Annotated in this window: 21 protein-coding genes and 1 pseudogene; 13 read left to right on the top strand and 9 right to left on the bottom strand. The window is 72.2% G+C overall.

Annotated features, from left to right (window positions below; genetic code table 11):
• Nucleotides 1-117 precede the first annotated feature (117 nt).
• The 3 genes from glpX to EV187_RS07025 all read left to right on the top strand — a co-directional run bounded on the left by glpX (nt 118) and on the right by EV187_RS07025 (nt 3,017).
• On the top strand, nt 118-1,119 hold the full coding sequence (gene glpX, locus EV187_RS07015; protein WP_130352379.1) for a class II fructose-bisphosphatase: 1,002 nt from the start codon (nt 118-120) through the stop codon (nt 1,117-1,119).
• A gap of 46 nt (nt 1,120-1,165) precedes the next feature.
• On the top strand, nt 1,166-2,548 hold the full coding sequence (locus EV187_RS07020) for an MFS transporter (RefSeq protein ID WP_130352380.1): 1,383 nt from the start codon (nt 1,166-1,168) through the stop codon (nt 2,546-2,548).
• 76 nt (nt 2,549-2,624) lie between these two features.
• Nucleotides 2,625-3,017 carry a VOC family protein gene (locus EV187_RS07025; RefSeq protein WP_130352381.1) on the top strand — a complete coding sequence of 131 codons (393 nt, stop codon included), beginning with the start codon at nt 2,625-2,627 and terminating at the stop codon, nt 3,015-3,017.
• Between the two features lie 69 nt (nt 3,018-3,086).
• Here EV187_RS07025 and EV187_RS07030 read toward each other — a convergent pair whose 3' ends face one another.
• Both EV187_RS07030 and EV187_RS07035 read right to left on the bottom strand, forming a co-directional pair.
• On the bottom strand, nt 3,087-4,517 hold the full coding sequence (locus tag EV187_RS07030) for a DNA recombination protein RmuC (protein ID WP_130352382.1): 1,431 nt from the start codon (nt 4,515-4,517) through the stop codon (nt 3,087-3,089).
• 171 nt (nt 4,518-4,688) lie between these two features.
• Nucleotides 4,689-5,306: a 3'-5' exonuclease gene (locus EV187_RS07035; RefSeq protein WP_130352383.1), complete on the bottom strand. Its 618-nt coding sequence runs from the start codon at nt 5,304-5,306 to the stop codon at nt 4,689-4,691.
• Between the two features lie 154 nt (nt 5,307-5,460).
• Between EV187_RS07035 and EV187_RS07040 the strand changes: the two genes are divergently transcribed.
• Nucleotides 5,461-5,787, top strand: coding sequence for a nuclear transport factor 2 family protein (locus EV187_RS07040; protein ID WP_130352384.1), 327 nt, complete (start codon nt 5,461-5,463; stop codon nt 5,785-5,787).
• Nucleotides 5,784-6,575: a class I SAM-dependent methyltransferase gene (locus EV187_RS07045; protein WP_130352385.1), complete on the top strand. Its 792-nt coding sequence runs from the start codon at nt 5,784-5,786 to the stop codon at nt 6,573-6,575. Before EV187_RS07040 ends, EV187_RS07045 begins: the two co-directional genes overlap by 4 nt.
• Nucleotides 6,576-6,588: 13 nt before the next feature.
• Here EV187_RS07045 and EV187_RS07050 read toward each other — a convergent pair whose 3' ends face one another.
• Both EV187_RS07050 and EV187_RS07055 read right to left on the bottom strand, forming a co-directional pair.
• Nucleotides 6,589-8,817, bottom strand: coding sequence for a caspase family protein (locus EV187_RS07050; RefSeq protein ID WP_130352386.1), 2,229 nt, complete (start codon nt 8,815-8,817; stop codon nt 6,589-6,591).
• Between the two features lie 46 nt (nt 8,818-8,863).
• Entirely contained in the window at nt 8,864-10,978 is a 2,115-nt protein-coding gene (locus tag EV187_RS07055; protein ID WP_130352387.1) for a DUF7363 domain-containing protein, read from the bottom strand.
• Between the two features lie 387 nt (nt 10,979-11,365).
• Here EV187_RS07055 and EV187_RS07060 point away from each other — a divergent pair, with 387 nt between their 5' ends.
• Nucleotides 11,366-12,277 carry a DMT family transporter gene (locus EV187_RS07060; RefSeq protein WP_165391129.1) on the top strand — a complete coding sequence of 304 codons (912 nt, stop codon included), beginning with the start codon at nt 11,366-11,368 and terminating at the stop codon, nt 12,275-12,277.
• Between the two features lie 6 nt (nt 12,278-12,283).
• Complete coding sequence (ychF, locus tag EV187_RS07065) at nt 12,284-13,357, top strand: redox-regulated ATPase YchF (protein WP_130352389.1); 1,074 nt, start codon at nt 12,284-12,286, stop codon at nt 13,355-13,357.
• A gap of 1 nt (nt 13,358) precedes the next feature.
• Here the strand turns inward: ychF and EV187_RS07070 are convergent, their stop codons facing one another.
• Entirely contained in the window at nt 13,359-13,703 is a 345-nt protein-coding gene (locus EV187_RS07070) for a LysR family transcriptional regulator (protein ID WP_130352390.1), read from the bottom strand.
• 205 nt (nt 13,704-13,908) lie between these two features.
• Between EV187_RS07070 and EV187_RS18860 the strand changes: the two genes are divergently transcribed.
• The 4 genes from EV187_RS18860 (at nt 13,909) to EV187_RS07090 (ending at nt 17,077) form a co-directional block, all read left to right on the top strand.
• Nucleotides 13,909-14,037 carry a hypothetical protein gene (locus EV187_RS18860; protein WP_278038942.1) on the top strand — a complete coding sequence of 43 codons (129 nt, stop codon included), beginning with the start codon at nt 13,909-13,911 and terminating at the stop codon, nt 14,035-14,037.
• A gap of 143 nt (nt 14,038-14,180) precedes the next feature.
• Nucleotides 14,181-14,702, top strand: a complete 522-nt coding sequence (locus EV187_RS07075; RefSeq protein WP_130353224.1) for an RNA polymerase sigma factor — start codon at nt 14,181-14,183, stop codon at nt 14,700-14,702.
• Between the two features lie 76 nt (nt 14,703-14,778).
• Entirely contained in the window at nt 14,779-16,134 is a 1,356-nt protein-coding gene (locus tag EV187_RS07085; RefSeq protein ID WP_165391130.1) for a hypothetical protein, read from the top strand.
• Between the two features lie 82 nt (nt 16,135-16,216).
• Nucleotides 16,217-17,077: a DNA-formamidopyrimidine glycosylase family protein gene (locus EV187_RS07090; RefSeq protein WP_130352392.1), complete on the top strand. Its 861-nt coding sequence runs from the start codon at nt 16,217-16,219 to the stop codon at nt 17,075-17,077.
• Between the two features lie 26 nt (nt 17,078-17,103).
• Here the strand turns inward: EV187_RS07090 and EV187_RS07095 are convergent, their stop codons facing one another.
• The gene (locus tag EV187_RS07095; protein WP_130352393.1) at nt 17,104-17,364 is read right to left on the bottom strand and encodes a hypothetical protein; all 261 of its coding nucleotides are present in this window, start codon (nt 17,362-17,364) and stop codon (nt 17,104-17,106) included.
• Nucleotides 17,365-17,462: 98 nt separating this feature from the next.
• Between EV187_RS07095 and EV187_RS07100 the strand changes: the two genes are divergently transcribed.
• Complete coding sequence (locus EV187_RS07100; protein WP_130352394.1) at nt 17,463-17,672, top strand: dodecin; 210 nt, start codon at nt 17,463-17,465, stop codon at nt 17,670-17,672.
• An 81-nt stretch (nt 17,673-17,753) separates the two neighbouring features.
• Here the strand turns inward: EV187_RS07100 and EV187_RS07105 are convergent, their stop codons facing one another.
• Both EV187_RS07105 and EV187_RS07110 read right to left on the bottom strand, forming a co-directional pair.
• Nucleotides 17,754-18,131, bottom strand: a complete 378-nt coding sequence (locus EV187_RS07105; RefSeq protein ID WP_130352395.1) for a DUF4180 domain-containing protein — start codon at nt 18,129-18,131, stop codon at nt 17,754-17,756.
• A gap of 93 nt (nt 18,132-18,224) precedes the next feature.
• Complete coding sequence (locus tag EV187_RS07110; RefSeq protein ID WP_130352396.1) at nt 18,225-18,980, bottom strand: hypothetical protein; 756 nt, start codon at nt 18,978-18,980, stop codon at nt 18,225-18,227.
• A gap of 131 nt (nt 18,981-19,111) precedes the next feature.
• On the opposite strand from EV187_RS07110, the gene EV187_RS07115 reads away from it, so the two are divergent.
• Nucleotides 19,112-19,900, top strand: a complete 789-nt coding sequence (locus EV187_RS07115; RefSeq protein WP_207221778.1) for an LON peptidase substrate-binding domain-containing protein — start codon at nt 19,112-19,114, stop codon at nt 19,898-19,900.
• 25 nt (nt 19,901-19,925) lie between these two features.
• Here the strand turns inward: EV187_RS07115 and EV187_RS07120 are convergent.
• Nucleotides 19,926-20,228, bottom strand: a pseudogene (locus EV187_RS07120) (GNAT family N-acetyltransferase); the annotation flags it as partial.
• Nucleotides 20,229-20,268 lie beyond the last annotated feature (40 nt).

A 20,268-nucleotide genomic window follows, 5' to 3' on the forward strand; every position in this document is an offset into this window, starting at 1 on the left:
CCGCAATCCACGGCGCGGATCGCGCCCGATGCCTAGGCTGGTGGATGCGGGCGTCACCCGTCCGCACCCTGCTCCGATCGCCGGGGCCGATGAACACAGCGTCCGGGAGGACCCTCGATGGTGAGCACCGACACGTCAACCCTCTACCTGCACCCCGACCGCAACATCGCGCTCGAGCTGGTGCGGGCCACCGAGGCGGCCGCCATCCGCTCGTATCCGTGGATCGGGCGCGGCGACAAGCTGGCGGCCGACGGGGCCGCGGTCGACGCGATGCGCGCCTTCCTCGGCACCGTGAACTTCGACGGCGTCGTGGTCATCGGCGAGGGCGAGAAGGACGAGGCGCCGATGCTCTTCAACGGCGAGCGCGTCGGCAACGGCCGCGGCCCCGCCTGCGACATCGCGGTCGACCCGATCGACGGCACGTCGCTCACCGCCGCCGGGCGCCAGAACGCGCTGTCGGTGATCGCGGTGGCCGATCGCGGCACCATGCTCGACGCGTCGACCGTCTTCTACATGGACAAGATCGTCACGGATGCCTCTGGCATCGGCGTCGTCGACATCCGCAAGCCGATCGGCGAGAACCTGCGCGCGCTCGCCGCTGCGAAGGGCAAGGAGGTGGGCGAGCTGCGCGTGGCGGTGCTCAACCGGCCGCGTCACGAGCAGCTCATCGCCGACATCCGCGAGGCCGGCGCCGGCACCCGCCTGATCAGCGACGGCGACGTGGCGGGTGGCATCAACGCGGCCCGGTACGAGTCGCGCATCGACATGTGCGTCGGCATCGGCGGCAGCCCCGAGGGCATCACCACGGCGTGCGCCATCAAGGCGCTCGGCGGCTTCATGCAGGGCAAGCTCGCGCCCAAGGACGACGCGGAGCGCGCCCGCGGCGAGGCGGCCGGGCTCGACTGCGACCGCGTCTACGAGCTCGATGACCTCGTGCGCAGCGACAACACCTTCTTCGTGGCCACCGGCGTGACCGACGGCGAGCTCGTCGACGGCGTGCGGAAGAAGGGCCCGATCATCCGGACGGAGAGCATCGTGCTCCGCGGCCGGTCGGGCACCATCCGTCGCGTCGTCGCCGATCACCTCGTCGAGAAGTGGCTCGACGAAGCCGACCGCTGACCCGATCTCGCGGGCGGATGTCCGCGGGTCACGCGACAATGGACCGATGACCGACGCGACCCGGATGCCGCGCGCGCTGCGCCCGTTCTCGTCGGGCCAGTACCGGCTGCTCGTCGCAGCCCTGGCGGCGTCGCTGCTGTCGGCGGGCGCCTGGCTCGTCGCCGCGGTGTGGCAGGTCGTCGAACTCGGCGGCTCGCCGATCGACCTCTCCTACGTGGCCGTCGGATCCAGCCTCGGGCTCGTGCTGGCGGTGCTGGTCGGCGGGGTGGCCGCCGACCGCATCCCGCAGCGGCGCATCCTCTTCGCCGTCGAGATCGTGCGGGGGCTCGCGTTCGCCGTCGCGGCGGTCCTCGCCGCCACGGGGGTGATCGAGGTGTGGCACATCGCCCTGCTCTCGTTCGTGCTGGGTCTCGCCGACGGCTTCTTCTACCCGGCGTACTCCGCCTGGCTGCCGGCCATCCTGCCGGCGGGGCAGCTGCTCGCGGCGAACGGCATCGAGGGTGTCCTGCGGCCCGCGGTGATGCAGGCGGCGGGTCCCGCGCTCGCCAGCGCGCTCATCGCCGTGCAGGCGCCGTGGCTCGCGTTCGCGGTCGTGGCGGGCCTGCAGGCGGTCGCCGCCGTGGTGCTCGCGGTGATGCGCACGACCCCCGTGCGCCGCGATCCCGACGAGGTGGTGGCGCATCCGCTCCGGCAGTCGTTCATCGACCTGCGCGACGGGTTCGCCTACCTGCTGCGAACGCGGTGGCTGTTCGCGACGCTCGTGTTCTCGATCATCCTCGTCTTCCTCATCATGGGGCCGATCGAAGTGCTGCTGCCCTTCGCCGTGAAGGACCAGACCGGCGGGGGAGCCGGCGCGTTCGCGCTCGCGCTCGGCGCGTTCGGCCTGGGCGGGGCGGTCGGCTCGCTCACCGTCGCGTCGCTCCGGATCCCGCGGCGCTATCTCACGCTCATGATCCTGGCGTGGGGCGTCGGGTGCGTCCCGCTCGCGATCATCGGGCTCACCTCGTGGCTGTGGGTCATGGTGGTCGCGCTCTTCATCGTGGGCGTGCTGTTCGACGGCGCCCAGGTGGTGTGGGGCACGCTGCTCCAGCGGCGAGTGCCGCCGTCGATGCTCGGACGCGTCTCGAGCCTCGACTTCTTCGTCTCGCTCGCGCTCATGCCGATCTCGATGGCCGTGGCCGGTCCCGTCGGCGAGACGATCGGGCTCGCGCCGGCGTTCCTCATCGCGGGGCTCGTGCCGCCGTTCCTCGCCTTCGCGACGCTCGCGATCGCCCGGCTCGGCGAGGACGAGCTCGCGCATCCGCTCGACGGACTCGCGGATGCCACGACGGTGACCGGCGCCGAGGTCGCCGCCGGATTCGAACCACCCGCCGACGAGGAGCACCCGCGGGCTGACCTGCGGCCCCGTGTCGACCCCGAGCCGGGCTGAGCCCTTCCCACTGCAACCCCTCGACGTCGCAGAGGGGCTGTGGAAGCGTGGCGACTACGGACAGGAAGGGGCCGACGTGGTCACCATCAAGGATGCATTCCCCGGTTTCAGCGTGAACGACATCGCCGCCGCGCGCGCGTTCTACGGCACGAAGCTCGGGCTTCGTGTCGAGGACGGGTCGATGGGCGACCTGCAGGTCACCCTGCCATCGGGGCAGAACGTCTTCGTCTACCCGAAGGACAACCACGAACCGGCGACGTTCACGATCCTGAATCTCGTCGTCCCCGACATCGACCGTGCGGTGGACGAGCTCAACGACGCCGGCGTCGAGACCAAGATCTACTCGGGCGATCAGGACTTCGGCACCGACGAGCGCGGGATCGCGCGCAGTTCGTCCGCCAACCCCGGTCCGAACATCGCGTGGTTCCGCGATCCCGCCGGGAACGTGATCAGCGTCATCGAGGGCTGATCGGCGCACGGGTGGTCGAGCGGCGCCCGACGACTCTGCCGCACGGGTGGTGAGCGGCGCGCCGGACGACTATTCGGTCGCGCCCTCGCCGACCTCGAGCTGCCGGCGGATCTCCGGGTCGAGTTCGAGCAGGGATTCGCCGTCGGCGTGGCGCGCATCGAACTCGTCGGCGACGACCGCCTCAGTGACCTCGGGCGCCGTGAGTCGCCGGGGCTGCTCGTGCACCGCCGCGGGGGCCGCGAGCAGCGAGACCTTGGTCTCGTCGATGCCGGGAAACTGGCGGGCGGTCACGAGCACGCGTGACTCGAGGGAGTTCGCGAACTTGTTGTAGCTGTCGACCGTGCGCTCGATCGCCTTGCGGAGGCCCTCGGCATGGCCGGCGAGTGTGCCGATGCGCTGGTAGAGGGTGTTGCCGAGATCGAAGAGCTTCTTCGCCTCGTCGGTCACGGCCTGCTGCTGCCAGGTGAACGCGACCGTCTTGAGCACGGCCCAGAGGTTCACCGGGGAGGCGAGCGCCACCCGCTTGCCGAACGCGTAGTCGAGCAGTGAGGGATCGGCCTCGAGCGCCGATGACAGCAGGGACTCGCTCGGGATGAAGGCGATCACGAACTCGGGGCTCGCGTCGAGTCCCTCCCAGTAGGTCTTCTTGGCGAGTGCGTCGATGTGACTGCGCACGGCCCGCACGTGCCGTGCGATGAGCTCCTTGCGCCGCGCGCCCTCCTCGCCCGTGGCCGTGAACGGGATCTGGCTCGCCTCGAGGTAGTGCTCGAGCGGCACCTTCGCGTCGAGCGGGATCGACTTGCTGCCGGGGAGCCGCACGACCATGTCGGGCCGGCCCGAGCCGGCGTCGGTCACGATGCTCTGCTGCGTGTAGAAGTCGACGTACTGGGTGAGCCCCGCCGCCTCGACCACGCGACGCAGCTGGGTCTCGCCCCACACCCCGCGAGTGCTGTTGGATCGCAGGGCCGACGCGAGCGACTCCGTCGTGGCACGGAGCTCCGCATCGGAGAGCTGCGCCTGCTTCAGCTGCTGGGCGATCGAGCCGTACTGCTCACTGCGCTGCCGCTCGAGTTCGGTGACCTTCACGTGCATGGTCTGCAGCGTCTCGCGCACCGGGCTCAGCGCTTCGAGCACGGCGCTCTCGCGCTTCGCCCGCGCCTCACGCTCCGCCTGGTCGCTGCGCTGCTGCTCGACCAGGTCGCGGTAGCGGGCCCGGTGCTCCTCGATCTGGTGCTCGAGGCCCTCTGCGGTCGACACGGCCGACGCGAGGTCGGCCTGCAGGCGCGCGCGCGCCTCCTGCTCCTGCGCGCGCAGCTCGGCCATCGCGGCCGCCTCGGCCGCCCGGACCTCGACCAGCTGCGCCTGGTGGCGCGCCTCGATGAGCGCCGGGTCGTCGCCGACGGAACCGACGGCCGCACGCCGTGCCGAAAGGACCGCGACGACCAGGCCGCCGACGACGGCGCCGATGACGAGGCCCACGAGGAGTGCGAGGAGATCCATGACGTCAGTGTCGCAGCGGCATCCGACATCGCTCGGGAGGCGCCGCGCGTTGCGCCACTTCCGCAGCCCACGCGCCACCTCGATCGGCGCAGTGGGCGCCGAACCGGCGCAACGGCGACGGCACCGCGGCCCGCCCGGCCCGACCGGGCCGCAGTGGGCGGCGCGATGTCGCTACTGCAGCGCCATGGGCCCGTGCTCGGCACGGCGCTCCCGCGTCGCGACCGGACCGATCGCGCCGAACGGGACGCGGGTGATGTGCGCGAGGCGATCGACGTCCTCGGCCTCGTGCCGCTTCGCCGCATGCACGATGATCGCGGCGCACGCCTCGGCGTCGGCGAGCGCGTCGTGGTGCGAGAAGTCCTCGAAGCCGGCCGCCATCGCCGCGACCGGGAGGCGGTAGGAGTCGAGGTGATAGGTCTTGCGGGCGACCTGCAGGCTGCAGAGGGAGCGGAAGTCGGGAACCTCGAGCCCCACCGCCTCGGAGGTCTTCGCGATCACGGCCATGTCGAACCCCGCGTTGTGGGCGACGAGCACGTCGCGCTCGGCGAACTCGCGCAGGGCAGGAAGGTGCTCGGCCCAGCCGGGCGCATCCGCCACCATCTCGGGCGTGATGCCGTGGATGCGGATGTTCCACTCGGAGAAGTCGTTGTGAGGGAACGGCGGCCTGATGTACCAGTGCACGCGGTCGACGACCCGGCCGTCTCGCACCTTCACCAGTCCCACGGAGCAGGCCGACGCGCTCGACGGGTTGGCGGTTTCGAAGTCGATCGCGGTGAAGTCCACTGGCACGCGAGCATCGTCGCACGCGGCTCCGACACGGCCGGGCGCGCCGCCGGGCGCGTCGGCGATCGGCCGGGAACGGTTGACGGATGGCTCGGGCGGGCGTGGAATGGCTGCGGGAGCGCCCCTGCCGACGAGCGCGCCGCGAAGGTGAGGAGACCGGATGACCGAGCTGCCCGCACCGGTGGAGGAGGCGTTCGCGGCCACGAACGGCGGCGATCTCGGGCGGTTCGTCGCGGCGTTCGCTGCCGACGGCGTGATCGACGACTGGGGCCGCGAGTTCCGAGGGCACGAGGAGATCGCAGGCTGGAGCCGTCGCGAGTCGATCGGCGTGCAGCAGACCTTCTCGGTGACCGACGTGCGCCAGGGCGACGGCGAGGTCGTCGTGATCGCCGACGTCGGCGGCGGCGGGTTCAACGGCCCGTCGACGTTCACGTTCCGGCTCGCGCCCGACGGGGCGTCCATCGAGCGCATGACGATCACGGCATGAACGAGGCAGGCGGCACCCGGGCGCCCGACGAGGGCCTCGTCGTCGACCCCTCCGACCCCGCGACGATGCGGAGTGCCCGCTCGTTCGGTGCAGCGGCATCCGTGTACCACCAGGCCCGCCCCGGCTACCCGGTCTCGGCCATCGCGTGGCTCGTCGGCGACGCCGTGCGGGTGCTCGACCTGGGAGCCGGCACGGGCAAGCTCACCGAGGCGCTCGTGGCGCTCGACCGCGACGTCATCGCCGTCGACCCCGTCGAGGAGATGCTCGAGGAGCTCGAGGTGGCCGTGCCGGGCGTGCCGCGCATCCTCGGCACGGCCGAGGACATCCCCATCGAGGACGACTCGGTCGACGCGGTGGTCGCGGGCCAGGCGTGGCACTGGTTCCAGCCCGATCGCGCCGTGCCCGAGATCGCGCGCGTGCTGAAGCCGGGCGGCGTGCTCGGGCTCGTGTGGAACAGCCGCGACACCGGTGTCGGCTGGCTGCGCGAGGCGGGCGAGATCATGCACGAGCGCCACGACGCGAGCGCCACGTTCGAGGGCTACGTGAAGATCGGCCCGCCGTTCGGCGAGATCGAGGAGCACACGGTCGAGTGGAGCGAGCGGATGTCGCGCGAGCGCTTCCTCGACCTCGTGCGGTCGCGGAGTCACTTCATCACGGCGTCGGCCTCGGAGCGGGCGTCGACGATCGCGTCGCTCGAGACCCTGCTCCGGACGCATCCCGACGTGGCCGGCGCCGAGGAGCTCGCCGTGCCCTACGTCACGCGCTGCTTCCGCTCGCGCCTGGCGTGACCGCGCGCCGGGGTCACGTCTCCAGGAGGTCGGCCGTCGCCCGCAGGATCGCGACCACCGCGGCGGTGCGACGGTCGTCGTCGAGGGGCGCCGGTGCCTTGCCGTCTCCGGCGGGGCCGGTCTCGCCGATCGGCGCGGCCGTCGACGGGGTGAGCAGCGGCCGCGCACCGAGCGAGTCGTCGCCGTGGTACTCGGGCGTCTGCCGGCGCCCCGGGCCGAGGATCTCGACGACCGATCGCACGAACGCGCGATTCGAAACGGTGCCGACGCCGGAGGTCAGGAGCGGCAGTGCCGCGCGGGTGAAGTCGCCCTGCCCGTTCGACTCCCATGCCACCTCGGTCGCCTTGCAGGCGCTCACCAGGACCTCGCGGCGGACGCCCGCGCTGCGCGGCACCGCGACCGGCGGCGTCTCGGAAGCCAGCACCGCCTTCATCGCCGCCTGCCGGAGCTCGCTCGCGCCGCCCGGCTCGGAGGCGCCGCGATCGGCGCGATAGGCCGTGCGGTCGCGGTCGGTGAGCGGGGCCAGTCGGGGACGGCTGCCCGCCGTGCGCTGCGGCAGGGGGGTCGGAGCGCGGTTGGCGGAGCCTGAATGGCAGCTGTCGAAGAAGGCGGTCAGGCTCACGCCGTCGGGGATCACGTCCCAGATGCGGGCGAGGTCGTCGTCGATCACGAGGCGCCCCGTCCCGCGGAAGTCCACCGGGCAGAGCGCTTCGTCGCTCGCGACGTCGCCGTCGTCCTCGTCGGCGTCGAGGTCGGGCACGAAGGTGCCGTGGCCCGAGTACTGCACGGCGAGCACGTCGCCCGGCGCGGACTCGCTCACGAGGTCGAGGATCGCGCGCAGGATGCCGTCGCGCGTGGCGTCGCCGTCGATGAGCTCCGTGACGTCGAAGCCCTGCTCGCGGAACGCGGCCGCCCACGCCTTCGCATCGGCGACGCATCCCTGGAGGCGGTCGCCCTCGTCGACGTACCGGTCGATGCCGATGCAGAGGGCGCGTCGGACGCCGCCCGGCGAGCCGGCCTCCCGTGAGCCGCTCGCGGGGGCGGGCGCCGGCGCGGCGGCGTCGCCGACCGCCGACCAGGGGTGCACCTCGCGTCCGCGCTCGCCGGCCGGGAACCTCGTCACCGTGGCCCTGCCCGAGACGCGCTTCGCGACGCTCTCCATCGTCGGCGCGTCATCGTCGAACCCGCCGTGCGAGGTCGCCGTGCTCGTCGAGCGCGCGCCGGTGTCGAGCGGTGCGAGCACGAGGTCGGCTCGGCGCTGGGGACTCGTGAAGAACGGCCCGAGCGCGGCATCCGTCGTGAGGTGCTTCTCCAGCCCGAGGATCGGCGTCGACTTCTGCGGTTCGAACGAGGCCGAGACCAGGTAGAGCAGCGACTTGTTGTAGATGTGGGCGCAGTTGTCGTCGCGTTCGGTGTCGTCGTCCATGTCGAACACCGCGAGGCGCCCGATGCCGCCCGACCGCGCCGGCCCGAGCAGCTTCGCGTTGAACGTGTCGACCCGCACGGCGGGGGCGAGGAAGCTCACCGTCTCGAAGCTCGGGATCGGGTGCCGCTCCTGCCCGAGCGCGCGCGGGATGAAGTGCGAGTGGAAGATCGAGCCCGCGCTGTGGCCGACCGCGTGCACGGTGACCTCATCGGGATGGGCGGCGATCCACGCTCCGAGCGCGGCGGCGAACCTCGCGCCGCCGCCCCCGTCGACGGATGCCGCGGCCGCATCGACCTTCATGTCGTTCCAGATGCCGCCCCCGCCCAGCAGGCGGGCTGCCGTTTCGAGGAAACCGTCCTTGGCCTCGTCGAGCCATCCGCGCCGGCCACCCGTCGTCCAGCGCCGGAGCGCATCCCAGAGCGCCGTGCCGAACGCCGTCTGCCAGACGAAGTGGATGGGGTAGACGCCGTTCTCCTTCCACCAGTCGACCTGCTGCCGGGCGATCTCGAAGCCGGACTGCTTGTCGACGAGGCCGCCGTGGGCGTAGATCACGATCGGGACGGGTCCCGGAGCGTGTTCCGCGACGAACGCCGGCAGGTGGGTCTCGAAGATCGCCGCGACGTCGGCGTCCGTCGTCGTGAACTCCTCGACCGACCGCGGCTCGTCGACGGCCGTCGAGGACAGCCCGCCGTCGTCGAGGAGGATGACGTGCGGGCGCAGCGCGGCGAGCTCGTCCTTCGTGAACGCGTGTCCGCCTCCCCTCGGGGCGGCCGTGCGGACCTCGGGAGCAGGGCTCGGGGGGCGGATGCCGGTCATGATCGTGTCCTCTCGGCTGGTGGCAGGTGCATGGTGGACGTGAGGGTCAGGTGATGCGGAGGCGGGCACGCGGGTGCGCGTAGACCGCGAAGGCGAGGTCGGAGAGGTCGGCGCTCTCGGCGGCGGCCGCGCGCGCCGTGCGCGTGGCCTCGCCCAGCGACGCGCCGTCGAGCACCGCACGGTAGAAGGCCCGCACGAAGCTCGCGGCGGGGTCGTCGCCGACGGCCCAGGAGCATCCGATGAAGGCGCCGGCGCCGCTGCGGAGGAAGGCCTCGGGGAACCCGCCGAGCGAACGCTCGCCCGAGGGCAGGCGCCCGAGGTCGCAGGCGTTGAGGAACACGAGCGGCCCGACGTCGTCGTCGTCGGCGAAGCCGATGTCGGGGCGGTCCGCCCGCAGGTCGTCGTCGGAGTACCGCCAGCCGGGTGTGGTCTCGTCGTCGTCGTACTCGGCGAGCAGCAGCTCCTGCAGCGGGGGTGAGGTCGTGGTCCAGGTGCCGTGGCCGGCGAAGTGCAGCAGGTCGAACCCCTCGCGCATGAGCGCCCCGACTCCCGCCGCGTCCTCGGGCTGGATCACCCGCGCCGCGAGCGCCGTCTCGAGCAGCTCGCGCTCCTCGGCGGTGTGCGTGAGTCGGAGCCGGTCGATGACGTAGGACGGGCAGACGACCCGGACGTTCGCCATGGCGACGGGTATCTCGATGGGGTGCGGCGTGTCGTACACCCACCGGGTCATCCCGCTCCGGCTGAGGAACCGCACCTCGTCGTCGTCGGCCTCGCCCGGCGGCGGAACCAGGTGCACGATCTCCCACGGCAGGTCGATCTCGCCCGAGGTCTGCAGCAGCAGCCCGTCCAGCTCGTCGCGGTGCCGCCACAGCAGGTCGAGCACGTTCAACGGCAGCAGCGACCTGGCGAGGGACCGACCGATCTGGGTGAGCCGCCGGAGCGCCGCCTCGCTGCGCTCGTCGGCGTCGCGGAGGTCGGCGAGCTCGATGCGCACCCCGGCGACGCGGTCGTACAGGTTGGCCACGAAGCGCTGCTTGTGGGGAAGCGGCATCGTGTCCTCGGCGACGTCGCCGCCGACGCTCGCCCGGATGAACAGGGTCGAGTCGTCACCGACGATCTCCTCATCGATGCGAACGCTCGGCAGCGCCACGAGTTCGGGGTCGGGCCGGGTGACCCGTGCCCTGACCGAACGCGGCCCGCCGGCTCGGGGCGTCGCGTCGTCGGTGATGACGGCCGTCAGTCGCAGCGTCGCGAGCGGCAGGTCGGCGTCCTGCCGCACGATGAGCGACACCTCGCCGCGCCCGGGGAGCGGGGCGGTGAGCTCGAACTCGTGCCATGCCACCTCGTCGTCGGCGGCCGGGAGCCTGAGTCCGACCGTCCGCGGCGTGTCCGGCGCCAGGCGGAAGCCGCGCGGCACGATCGTCACGGTGACGTCGCGCGCGGCGTCGATGTGGGCCACGGTGGCGTCGTGCTCGGCACCCGGGGTGGGAGCGATCGGTCGTCGCGACAGTCCGAAGCGCACCGGGAAGGGCATGTCCACCCGCACCTGCTCGGGCATCTCGCCGTGCAGGTGGGCGAGCGTGGTGCGCTGCCCGGCCGGCGCCTCGGCCGCCTCCTCGGCTGCCTCCTCCGCCGTCTCCTCCGGTGGGAGTGCCGGGGACGGTGGACGAGGCGGTGGGGTCGCCGAGCGGGTCACGGGTGGCGCGGGCGCTGCGCCGGGCGGTGGCTCCGCCTCGACCGGCTCCGCCGCCTCGCGGGGCGCCTCGGCCACGGGCTCCGCCGCCTCCAGGTTCTCCCGGTCCGCCGCGTAGGCCCGCTCGAGCTCCGCGGCCTCCGCCTCCGTCTCGCACTCGACGATCACGACGAGCGCGCGCTGGTCGCCGATGCGGAAGGGCAGTTCGACCCCGAGGGCGTCCCGCTCGGCCCCGCTCGGACGGAACGTGCACAGGAGGTCGCCGAGGAGCACGAACACGACGACGCGCCGGGGGTCGACGTCGTCGGACACCACGAGCGCCAGCACCGGCGTGCCGCCGCCCGTGCCGACGAGTCCGGCGCGCAGGAGCTCCCGTCCGGACGTCGGCGGCGCCCAGCCCACGGCGTCCATCGCACCGATGACGCGGACCGCGCCGCGCGCACCGAGGATCGCGGATCCCGGCTTCATCTCGCGGACCTCCGCGTGCGGCATCCATACGCCCGGTTGCAGCCGGCGACCATGGTCGCCTCCCCCTCGAGTGCCACCGTCGCCCGCCCGAACGCGAGCGACGCTCAACATCCTCTGGCCGCAGCATACGACCGCGGCGATGACGCCCGCCAGCGAGTCGCGCCGGGTTCAGTGCGGTCCCGGATGCCGCGAAGGGACCGCCCTGAGCCCGCGCGGCGTGTCGCACGGGGATCGCCGCGCCGGGCGCGTCGCGATGGAATCGCCGCACCGGGCGCGCCGAATCGACCCCGGGGCACCGCGGGACACCCCGGGGCACCGCGGGCCCCCCGGGCCATCCGTGGCACCCGTGGTTCGTCGGCGCCCCGCCGCAGCACGTACGCTGAACCGGTGGATCGCGGCCGGGTGTACCTCTTCCTGGCGCTCGCCAACCTGTTCTGGGCCGGCAACTACGTCTTCGGCGAGATGGTCACCCGCGAGATCACGCCGATCTCGCTCACGTTCCTCCGGTGGGCGTTCGCGTTCCTGCCCCTCCTCGGCATCGCGTGGCTCATCGAGCGGCCGAACTGGCGCGAGGCGGTGCGCGAGTGGACGTGGCACCTGCTGCAGTCGCTGCTCGGCCTCACCGGCTACACCCTGTTGCTCTACGCCGCGCTCGGGCTCACCGGTGCCGTCAACGCGGCGGTCATCAGCGCCATCAACCCGGCCACGATCGCGCTCGCCGCGGCGATCTTCCTGCACGAGCGCCTGAACCGCGTGCAGGTGCTCGGCCTGGTCGTCGCGTTCGTGGGCGTCACGGTCGTGCTCACGGGCGGCGACGTCGGGCAGCTCGTCGAGCAGGGCTTCGGCGTCGGCGACCTGCTCGTGATCGGGTCGGTGCTGGCGTGGACGGTGTACTCGCTCATCTCCCGGCGGCTCGTGACGCCGCCCATCACCGCCACTGCGGTGCAGGCCGTGCTCGCCGTGCTCACGATGCTGCCGCTCATCGCGGTCACTGGCGTCTCGCTGCCGTCGTCGTCGGGCGGCGCGCTCGGCCTGGCGTACATCGTGATCTTCCCGTCGATGGCCGGCTACGCCCTCTGGAACATCGGCGCCTCGAAGGTCGGCCCGGCGCGGGCGGGCATCTTCCTCAACCTGCTGCCCGTGTTCACGGTGATCATCGCGCTCGGGTTCGGCGCGACCCTCGAGCTGCCCGCCGTCATCGGCGGGACGCTCGTGATCGCCGGGGTCTACCTCACGCTGCGCACGCGGCGGTCGGAGGCCGGCTCGGCGGATGCCCCGAACGGGCTGACGGTACGATAGACCCCCGTGGCTCTCACTATCGGCATCGTCGGCCTGCCCAACGTCGGCAAGTCCACCCTGTTCAACGCCCTCACCAAGAACCAGGTGCTCGCGGCGAACTACCCCTTCGCGACGATCGAACCGAACATCGGCGTGGTGAACCTGCCCGACCCGCGACTCGACACGCTCGCCGGCATCTTCGGGTCCGAGCGCATCCTGCCCGCCACGGTCGCCTTCGTCGACATCGCCGGCATCGTGCGCGGCGCCTCGGAGGGCGAGGGCCTCGGCAACAAGTTCCTCGCGAACATCCGCGAGGCCGACGCCATCGCGCAGGTCGTGCGCGGGTTCGAGGACTCCGACGTGGTGCACGTCGAGGGCACCGTCGACCCGAAGGCCGACATGGAGACCATCAACACCGAGCTGATCCTCGCCGATCTCGAGACCCTCGAGCGCGCCATCCCGCGCTTCGAGAAGGAGCTCAAGGGAAGGAAGATCGACCCGTCGGTGCTCGCCGCGGCGAAGGAGGCGCAGGAGGTGCTGCAGAAGGGCACGCCCCTCAGCGCGGCATCCGTCGACCTCGAGCCCGTGAAGGAGCTCGGCCTGCTCACCGCGAAGCCCTTCATCTACGTCTTCAACGTCGACGAGGCGGTGCTCACGGATGCCGCGAAGCGGGCCGAGCTGGCCGCGCTCGTCGCGCCCGCCGAGGCCGTGTTCCTCGACGCCAAGATCGAGTCCGAGCTCATCGACCTCGACCCGGAGGATGCCGCGGAGCTGCTCGCGTCGACGGGCCAGGATGAGTCGGGGCTCGACCAGCTCGCGCGCGTCGGCTTCGACACGCTCGGCCTGCAGACCTACCTCACCGCCGGCCCCAAGGAGTCGCGCGCGTGGACGATCCACCAGGGCTGGAAGGCCCCGCAGGCCGCGGGCGTCATCCACACCGACTTCGAGCGCGGCTTCATCAAGGCCGAGGTCATCTCGTTCGACGACCTCGTCGCCACCGGCTCGGTCGCCGAGGCCCGCGCCAAGGGCAAGGCGCGCATGGAGGGCAAGGACTACGTCATGCAGGACGGCGACGTGGTGGAGTTCCGGTTCAACGTCTGAGTCAGCGCCCCTGGCGTTTCTTGTACGGCTTCGGCTTCCCCTTCACGATGGGAGCACGGCCCTTGCCCTTCGAGGCTTTCGCCTTGCCGCCGGCCTTCGCCATGGGTTTCTCGACGGGAGCGGGCGCTGCGGCGATCTCCCTCCTGGCCTCGTCGAGGAAGAGGATTCCGACCTTGGTCAGCTGGGTTTCGCCGTGGCGGGTGAAGAGTGGGTGCCCGAGCTCGGTCTCGAGTTTCTCGATCGACGAGTAGAGCGAAGCGAGCGGGATGCCGAGGGCGTCTGCGGCACGCGGGAAGTGCAACTCCTCGGCGACTGCGACGAAACGTCGAAGCAGGGTGATGTTCACGGGGAGCCCTTCGTCGGCCCGCGCGAATCGCGGCCGTGCTTCAGGGTACGTGAGTCGGAGATTGCTTCCGTGACGGCAGGGATGGAGCAGCTGCAAAAGGGGCGGAGAACTGGTGACGAGAACGGACGCCTACTTCGGCCTGTGATTCGCGGTCACTTCATCGCTCAGCGAGCGAGCGGGTGGCACGGACGTCATGCTTCGCGTCATGACGCAATGGAGACGAGGCCTCACGCTGGTCGGCAAGCTCGTGGAGCGGGCCATCCTCAGTCCTGCTGAGGCGCAGAAGGAACTCGACAACTTCACGGCGCTCGTCGAGCGGGAAGCCCCGGGGTGATCGCACGGGCCGCCCTCGTGATGCCGGGCCCGCATCCGGTCGAATCGACTCGTCGCGTGCAAGACTCGCGGCAGACGCGACACAGGCAGTACGTGAGGACCGCCAGCACCGCCGCAGACGCCGACACGACCGAGGGGGTGGCGATGCCCGACGGCACCGGCTCGCCCGCGACGAGCGACGACCTCGCGTGGTTCACCGAGGTCGTGCGCGAGCACTCGACCGCACTGGTGCGGTACTTCGCCCGTCGCGGACCGCGACAGGACGCCGAGGACCTCGCGGCCGACGTGTTCGCGACCGCATGGCGGCGCCGCGCCGCCGTGCCGCGCGAGGCGGTGCTGCCCTGGCTCTACCGCACGGCGGGCTTCACGCTCGCCAACCACCGTCGGAAGCACGTCGACCTGCCGGTCGACGAGGTCCCGGAATCGGGTGGTCCCCGGATCCGCGAGGACCCGGAACTGAGCGCCCTGTTCGACGCCGAGCTCCGCGGCGCGCTCCACAGCGTCGGGGAACGCGACCGCCGCATCCTCCTCCTGCACGCCTGGGAGGGCCTCGACGGCGCCGAGCTCGCCGAGGTGCTCGGCATCTCGCGTTCGGGGGCGGATGCCGCGCTCTCGCGGGCTCGCAAGCGGCTCCGCGAGGCGTGGGGCGAGCGGATGTCGTTCTAGTCCGGGTGCGGTGCAAGGTGCGGGCCGCGCGCGACACAGGCATGGGTGAGACCGGATGTCACGGAGGGTGACCAGCATGGACGACGACCGCGGGCACGAGCACGAGCAGGAGCTCGATCCGCTGCAGCGGCTGCGCGCCGCGGATCCTGCCGCCGACGTCGAACCGAATGCGGGGTTCGCCGACGAGGTCGTCGCCCGGGCGGCCGCGGAGACGGTGGCCGAGCCGGAACCGCCGGTGGCCGACCCGGCGCTGCCGGCCGCGCCGGCGCCGGCCGATCTCACGGCCGAGCGATCCCGTCGGCGCCCGCGCTGGCTCCCGATCGCGGCCGTCGCCGCGTCGCTCGTGGTGGTCGGCGCACTCGGCTACGGGGTCGGGGCGACCACCGGTGAAGCGACGAACCAGGCCGACGGCGCCGCCCCGCCGATCTCGCTGCAGGGCGGATCCGGCGCAGCGCCGACCGAGCAGGGCATGATGCAGGGCGACGCCGCTGCGACCGAGCGGATGAAGATGCCGGGAACCGGCACGACCGACCTCATGCACCCGTACGGGTTCGGCCGGAACCAGTTCCACGCGTCGGGGCTGTCCAGGTCGGAGGGCACCGCGCTCGCCTACGCATTCGACGCGCGCGCGGCGTCGACCGCCGACGCCGTGGCCGCGCTCGCCACCGCGCTCGGCGTCCAGGGGAGCCCCGAGCTGAAGGACGGTGCGTGGACCGTCGGTCCTCAGGACGGCACCGCGGCGTCCCTGTGGGTGTCGCTCGACGGAACGCTGAGCTTCTCCTACTCCGACCCGACGATCGATCCGTGGCAGTGCGCCGACGGCGTCGAGGGCTGCGAGCCGCCGACCGGCGACCTCCCCGGCGAGGAGGAGGCGGTCGACGCGCTGCGTTCCCTCCTCGCGTCGGCGGGCCGGGACCCCGCCGCGTTCGAGTTCACCTCCGAGACGTACGAGGGCGCGGTCACGCGATCGGCCCAGGCGCGGCCGATCGTCGACGGACAGCGCGTCGACCAGGCGTGGACCGTCGAGATCACGCGTGACGGGTTGGTCGGCGCGTACGGGGCGCTCGCCGACCTCGTGGCACTCGGCGACTACCCCGTGGTGAGCGAGCAGGAGGCATTCGAGCGGCTCTCCGACCCGCGGTTCGGGGCGGCGATGACCGACCTGCCGATCGCGTTCCGCGAGCAGGCGGTCGATGCGACCGCCGAGTGGGTGCCACCGACCCAGCCGCCCGCGGCACCGGCAGCGGGCACGTCGCTCGCCTGGCCGGTGAACGACGTCGAGCTCGTCGGCGCCCGCCTCGGTCTCGCGAGCCAATGGCAGCCCGACGGCAGCGTGCTCGTCGTTCCGGCGTACGAGTTCACCGATGCGAACGGCGGCACGTGGTCGGTCATCGCGGTCGCCGACGCGAAGCTCGACTTCGCGGTCGGGTAGCCGGGCCGGCTCGCCGCGGACCCCTCGGCACTCGGAATCGGGTCACTGGCGCCGCGACGCCGTCGCGTGGGAGGCTGGCGTCATGCCGGAATCGCCAGAGGTCGAGGCGCTCGCCGAGGAGGTCGGCGAGCGACTGACCGGCCGCTCACTCGCCGGTGTCGACGTCGTCGAGTTCCGGACGACGAAGACCCGCAACCGCCCGCCCGAGTCGCTCGTCGGTGCATCCGTGACCGGCACGGCGCGGTACGGCAAGCTCGTCGACCTGTCGTTCGGGGCGGCTCAGCACCTCGTCGTCTCGCTCGGCCGGCACGGCTGGGCCCGTTGGGCCGGCGGCGGCGGGGACGCCCCTGCCGCCGAGGACCGCGGCAGCGCCGAGGATGCGCCGCCCGCGCTCGTGGTGCTCGAGTTCGACGACGGATCCACCCTCGAGCTCACCGACGCGGGGGACTGGGTGTCGCTCGGATGCTGGGTGGTCGACGACCCCGGCGAGGTACCCGCCGTGGCGAAGCTCGGACCCGACCCGGCCCGTCCGGAGTTCTCCAGAGCGGACTTCGATCGAGCCGTCGTGGGTCGTCGCAAGCAGGTCAAGGCGGTGCTGCAGGATCAGGAGTCGCTCGCCGGCATCGGCAACGCCTACTCCGACGAGATCCTGTTCGCGGCGAAGCTCTCGCCCGTCGGGCACGCGGCTGCCCTGACCGAAGCCGAGCGCGACCGCCTCTTCGAAGCGACGGTCGGCGTCATCTCCGAAGCGACCGCGGCACAGCACGGCGTGCCGATCGACAGGCTCAAGGAGGCCAAGGTCGCCTCCATGCGCGTGCACGGCCGCGCGGGGCAGGCCTGCCCCGTCTGCGGCGACACCATCCGCGACTTCTCGTTCGCCAGCACGACGGCGCAGTACTGCCCCACGGACCAGACGCAGGGCGAGCTGCTGCCCCTGAAATGAGTGACCGGCCCAGCTCGGCTCGGGTGTCAGGCCACGCGCGACGTCGAGCCGACCCGCACGCGGCTCACCGCCTCGGGCGCTGCGGTGAACCGACCCGCCCGACCGTCGTCGGAGACGTACTGCACGCGGATGCCGCGACCGATGCGTGCGACACCGGTCACCTCATAAGCGCGGCCGGAGGCGTTCACCAAGGTGTCGCCCACCTGCAGCTGACGAGTCTGACGCAGTTCGGTCTGGCGCAGTTCGGTCTCGCGCAGTTCGGTCTGGGGCAGTTCGATGACCTCCATGCTGAGAGTGTCTCAGCAACCACCGACACTGGTCGGCGCCGCACGTCGGCCACTAGGGTCGAGGCATCCCGCGACGGCGCGGGGGTGGGGAGCCGATCATGAGCAATCACGTCTACCGCGTCACCGAGATCGTCGGGACGTCGCCCGAGAGCATCGACACCGCGATCCGCAACGCCATCTCGCGAGCGACCGCGACCCTGCGCCACGTCGACTGGTTCGAGGTGGTGTCGGTGCGTGGCGAGGTCGAGGACGGCGGCGTCGCGCACTTCCAGGTGACCCTGAAGGTCGGCTTCCGACTCGAGGACTAGGACCCCTCCAACAGCGCGTCGATGCTCGCCCGCTCAGGCGCTGAGCGCGTCCGGCGCTGAGCGCGCCCGGCCGCGCGCGCGTCATGCACTGCGCGCGGCTCGGAGCGCCAGCTTCTCCGCGAGCTCCTGCTCGTCGGCCACGAACCAGATCTGGTCGCCCCGGTTCGACTCCCAGACGAAGTCGCGCAGGGCGTTGCTTCCCGAAACGTGCTCGGAGATGTCGCCCATCACGGCGAGCCGGAGCCGGTAGTTCACGAGCTTCTGCGTGATCTCGCCCGCGATCCCCGTGCTCAGCCGGAAGAACTCGGGGTCGAGTCGCCTGACGGGCACGACCACGAGGTTCGCCTGGTGCGACCACGCGGTTCCCACCAGGTCGGACGCATCGTCGGGCGTCGAGATGGGCCCGCCATCGGCCTCGAGCCGGAACACACGGATGTCGCTGCCGTCGTCGATGAACATGGATCGACCCTAGTGGCGTCCGGGCGGCGCGATCCAGACCTGCGAGGCGGGTCATCGGCGCGCGGGGTCAGCGCTGACCCGGGAGCGCGCGCGTCAGCCGTCGGCGTCGAGGCAGGTGACCTGGTTGACCCAGCCGATCTCGTAGTCGTCGTGCCCGAACACGAGGGGCGTGGCTTCGTCGCCGACGACGTCCGCGACGTCGAGCGACTGGACGTGGTCGGGGAGCAGGGCGTCGGGGTCGTTCGAGAACCCGAGCTCCACCTCCAGCGCATCGCAGTCCGCCTCGGTGAAGAGCGCCATCTGCCAGCAGCCGTCGGCGAAGTCCGACGGGCAATCGAGGTTGTACCGCCCGTCGGCATACACCTCGAGGGCCGCCGGGAAGGTGAACCGGGTCTCGCTCGTCGAGTAGCGCTCGACCGCGGGCGGCGCGGCGGGATCCTCGCCGGTGCCCCGGTCGGCCTCCTCCTCGATCGCCTCGTTCACCGTCTCCGCGGCATCCGTCACGAGCCCGACGCCGCCGATCACCGCGAAGGAGAGGAGCGCGACGACCGCGACCGCGCCCGCCACGATGCCCGTGATCGCCCAGGGCGACATTCGGCGTCGCCGTTCGGCGGCCGGCGCCACGACGGGTTCGGATGCCGCGACGGCCGGCAGTTGGGCGAGCAGCACGCCTCGGGCGGTCGCCAGGGTCGACGCCCACTCCTCCGCCTGCGCGCGGCCCTCGGGGTCGGGGTATCGCGACGGATGCCGCGTCCACGCCTCCTCGGCATAGGCGCCTTCGATCAGTGCGGGGGTGAGCGGGGTGTCGGGGGAGATGCGCAGCACCTGCCGCGCCGAGTTGGGGTCCACAGCGAGATCGTAGGCCCTCGCGTCCTCCTCCGGTAGCGGCGGGGAGCGCCCCGCCCGCCGACGGTCCGCGGCGGCAGCGTGCGCCGTGGCATCCGTGGCCCACTCCCAGTCCCGCGTGGTTGACTGCCGGCATGGGAGCCCTCGCGATGTTCCCCCTCGGGTCGGTGCTGTTCCCGCACATGCCCCTGGCGCTCCGCGTCTTCGAGGAGCGCTACCGGGTCATGCTCGCGCGCGTGCTCACCGGCGAGGACGCCGAGTTCGGCGTGGTGCTCATCGAGCGCGGTCGCGAGGCCGGCGGCGGTGAGCATCGGTTCGCCATCGGGACCGTCGCCCGCATCGTCGAACTCGGTGCGCTCGACGACGACATCGCCCTGATCGCCCGCGGCGGACGGCGCATCGAGGTCGTGCGGTGGCTCGACGACGACCCGCACCCGATGGCCGTGGTCCGCGACATGCCGGAGCTCGAGTGGGACGAATCGCTCCGCGGGATGCGCGAGCAGGCGGAGCTCGTCGTGCGTCGCGCCGTTTCGCGCGCGAGCGAGTTCGTGGAACTGCCGTGGGGCGGCGATGCCGAGCTCTCCGACGATCCGGTCGAATCGTCATGGCAGCTGGCGGGGATCGCCCCCATCGGCCCCCTCGACCAGCTCGCGCTGCTGCGCTCGACGAGCCTGCGGGAGCTGCTCGCGAGGATGGTGGAGTTCACGATCGAGTCCGAGGAGACGATCGCCGCCGCCTTCGTCGACCCAGACCTGGATGCCGAGCTCGCGGACGCCATCGCGGAGGCGGCACGCGCCGACGGCGAGGGCGCCCCTGCCGATGCGGGAGCCCCGCCCGACGACGCCGATGCGCGAGCCCAGCCCGACGACCCCGACCCCGACTCGGACGCCGACGCGGACCCCGGCCCCGATGGGCGCGGATGAGGTCGCCGCGTCGCGTTCCGCCCGCTCAATCGTGGAGGATGCGCTGGAACAGGTCGTGGTCCTGCCAGCGCCCCGCGATCTTCAGGTAGCGCGGCGCCGACCCGATCCGCTCGAACCCGTTGCGTTCGAGCACCCGCTGCGATCCGGCGTTGTGGCGTAGCGTCGCCGCCTGCAGGCGATGCAGTCCGAGCTCGCCGCGCGACGCACCGACCACGGCGGTGGCCAGGCCGCGTCCGTTGAGCGCCCCGTCGATCCAGTAGCCGAGGTTCGCGCTCTGGAAGGGGCCGCGCACGAGGCCCGAGAGGGTGGCCCGGCCGACGATGGTGCCGGCGCTCGCGTCGACGAGCAGGTCGTCGGCGATGAGCACG

Source organism: Agromyces ramosus, assembly GCF_004216665.1.
GTDB lineage: Bacteria > Actinomycetota > Actinomycetes > Actinomycetales > Microbacteriaceae > Agromyces > Agromyces ramosus.

Coding starts and splice junctions, on each gene's coding strand:
- EV187_RS07085 (WP_165391130.1), top strand. CDS start 14,779: ATGGACGACGACCGCGGGCACGAGCACGAGCAGGAGCTCGATCCGCTG.
- EV187_RS07030 (WP_130352382.1), bottom strand. CDS start 4,517: ATGGATCTCCTCGCACTCCTCGTGGGCCTCGTCATCGGCGCCGTCGTC.
- EV187_RS07045 (WP_130352385.1), top strand. CDS start 5,784: ATGAACGAGGCAGGCGGCACCCGGGCGCCCGACGAGGGCCTCGTCGTC.
- EV187_RS07055 (WP_130352387.1), bottom strand. CDS start 10,978: ATGAAGCCGGGATCCGCGATCCTCGGTGCGCGCGGCGCGGTCCGCGTC.
- EV187_RS07020 (WP_130352380.1), top strand. CDS start 1,166: ATGACCGACGCGACCCGGATGCCGCGCGCGCTGCGCCCGTTCTCGTCG.
- EV187_RS18860 (WP_278038942.1), top strand. CDS start 13,909: ATGACGCAATGGAGACGAGGCCTCACGCTGGTCGGCAAGCTCGTGGAG.
- glpX (WP_130352379.1), top strand. CDS start 118: ATGGTGAGCACCGACACGTCAACCCTCTACCTGCACCCCGACCGCAAC.
- EV187_RS07050 (WP_130352386.1), bottom strand. CDS start 8,817: ATGACCGGCATCCGCCCCCCGAGCCCTGCTCCCGAGGTCCGCACGGCC.
- EV187_RS07040 (WP_130352384.1), top strand. CDS start 5,461: ATGACCGAGCTGCCCGCACCGGTGGAGGAGGCGTTCGCGGCCACGAAC.
- EV187_RS07100 (WP_130352394.1), top strand. CDS start 17,463: ATGAGCAATCACGTCTACCGCGTCACCGAGATCGTCGGGACGTCGCCC.
- EV187_RS07075 (WP_130353224.1), top strand. CDS start 14,181: ATGCCCGACGGCACCGGCTCGCCCGCGACGAGCGACGACCTCGCGTGG.
- EV187_RS07095 (WP_130352393.1), bottom strand. CDS start 17,364: ATGGAGGTCATCGAACTGCCCCAGACCGAACTGCGCGAGACCGAACTG.
- EV187_RS07105 (WP_130352395.1), bottom strand. CDS start 18,131: ATGTTCATCGACGACGGCAGCGACATCCGTGTGTTCCGGCTCGAGGCC.
- EV187_RS07090 (WP_130352392.1), top strand. CDS start 16,217: ATGCCGGAATCGCCAGAGGTCGAGGCGCTCGCCGAGGAGGTCGGCGAG.
- EV187_RS07115 (WP_207221778.1), top strand. CDS start 19,112: ATGGGAGCCCTCGCGATGTTCCCCCTCGGGTCGGTGCTGTTCCCGCAC.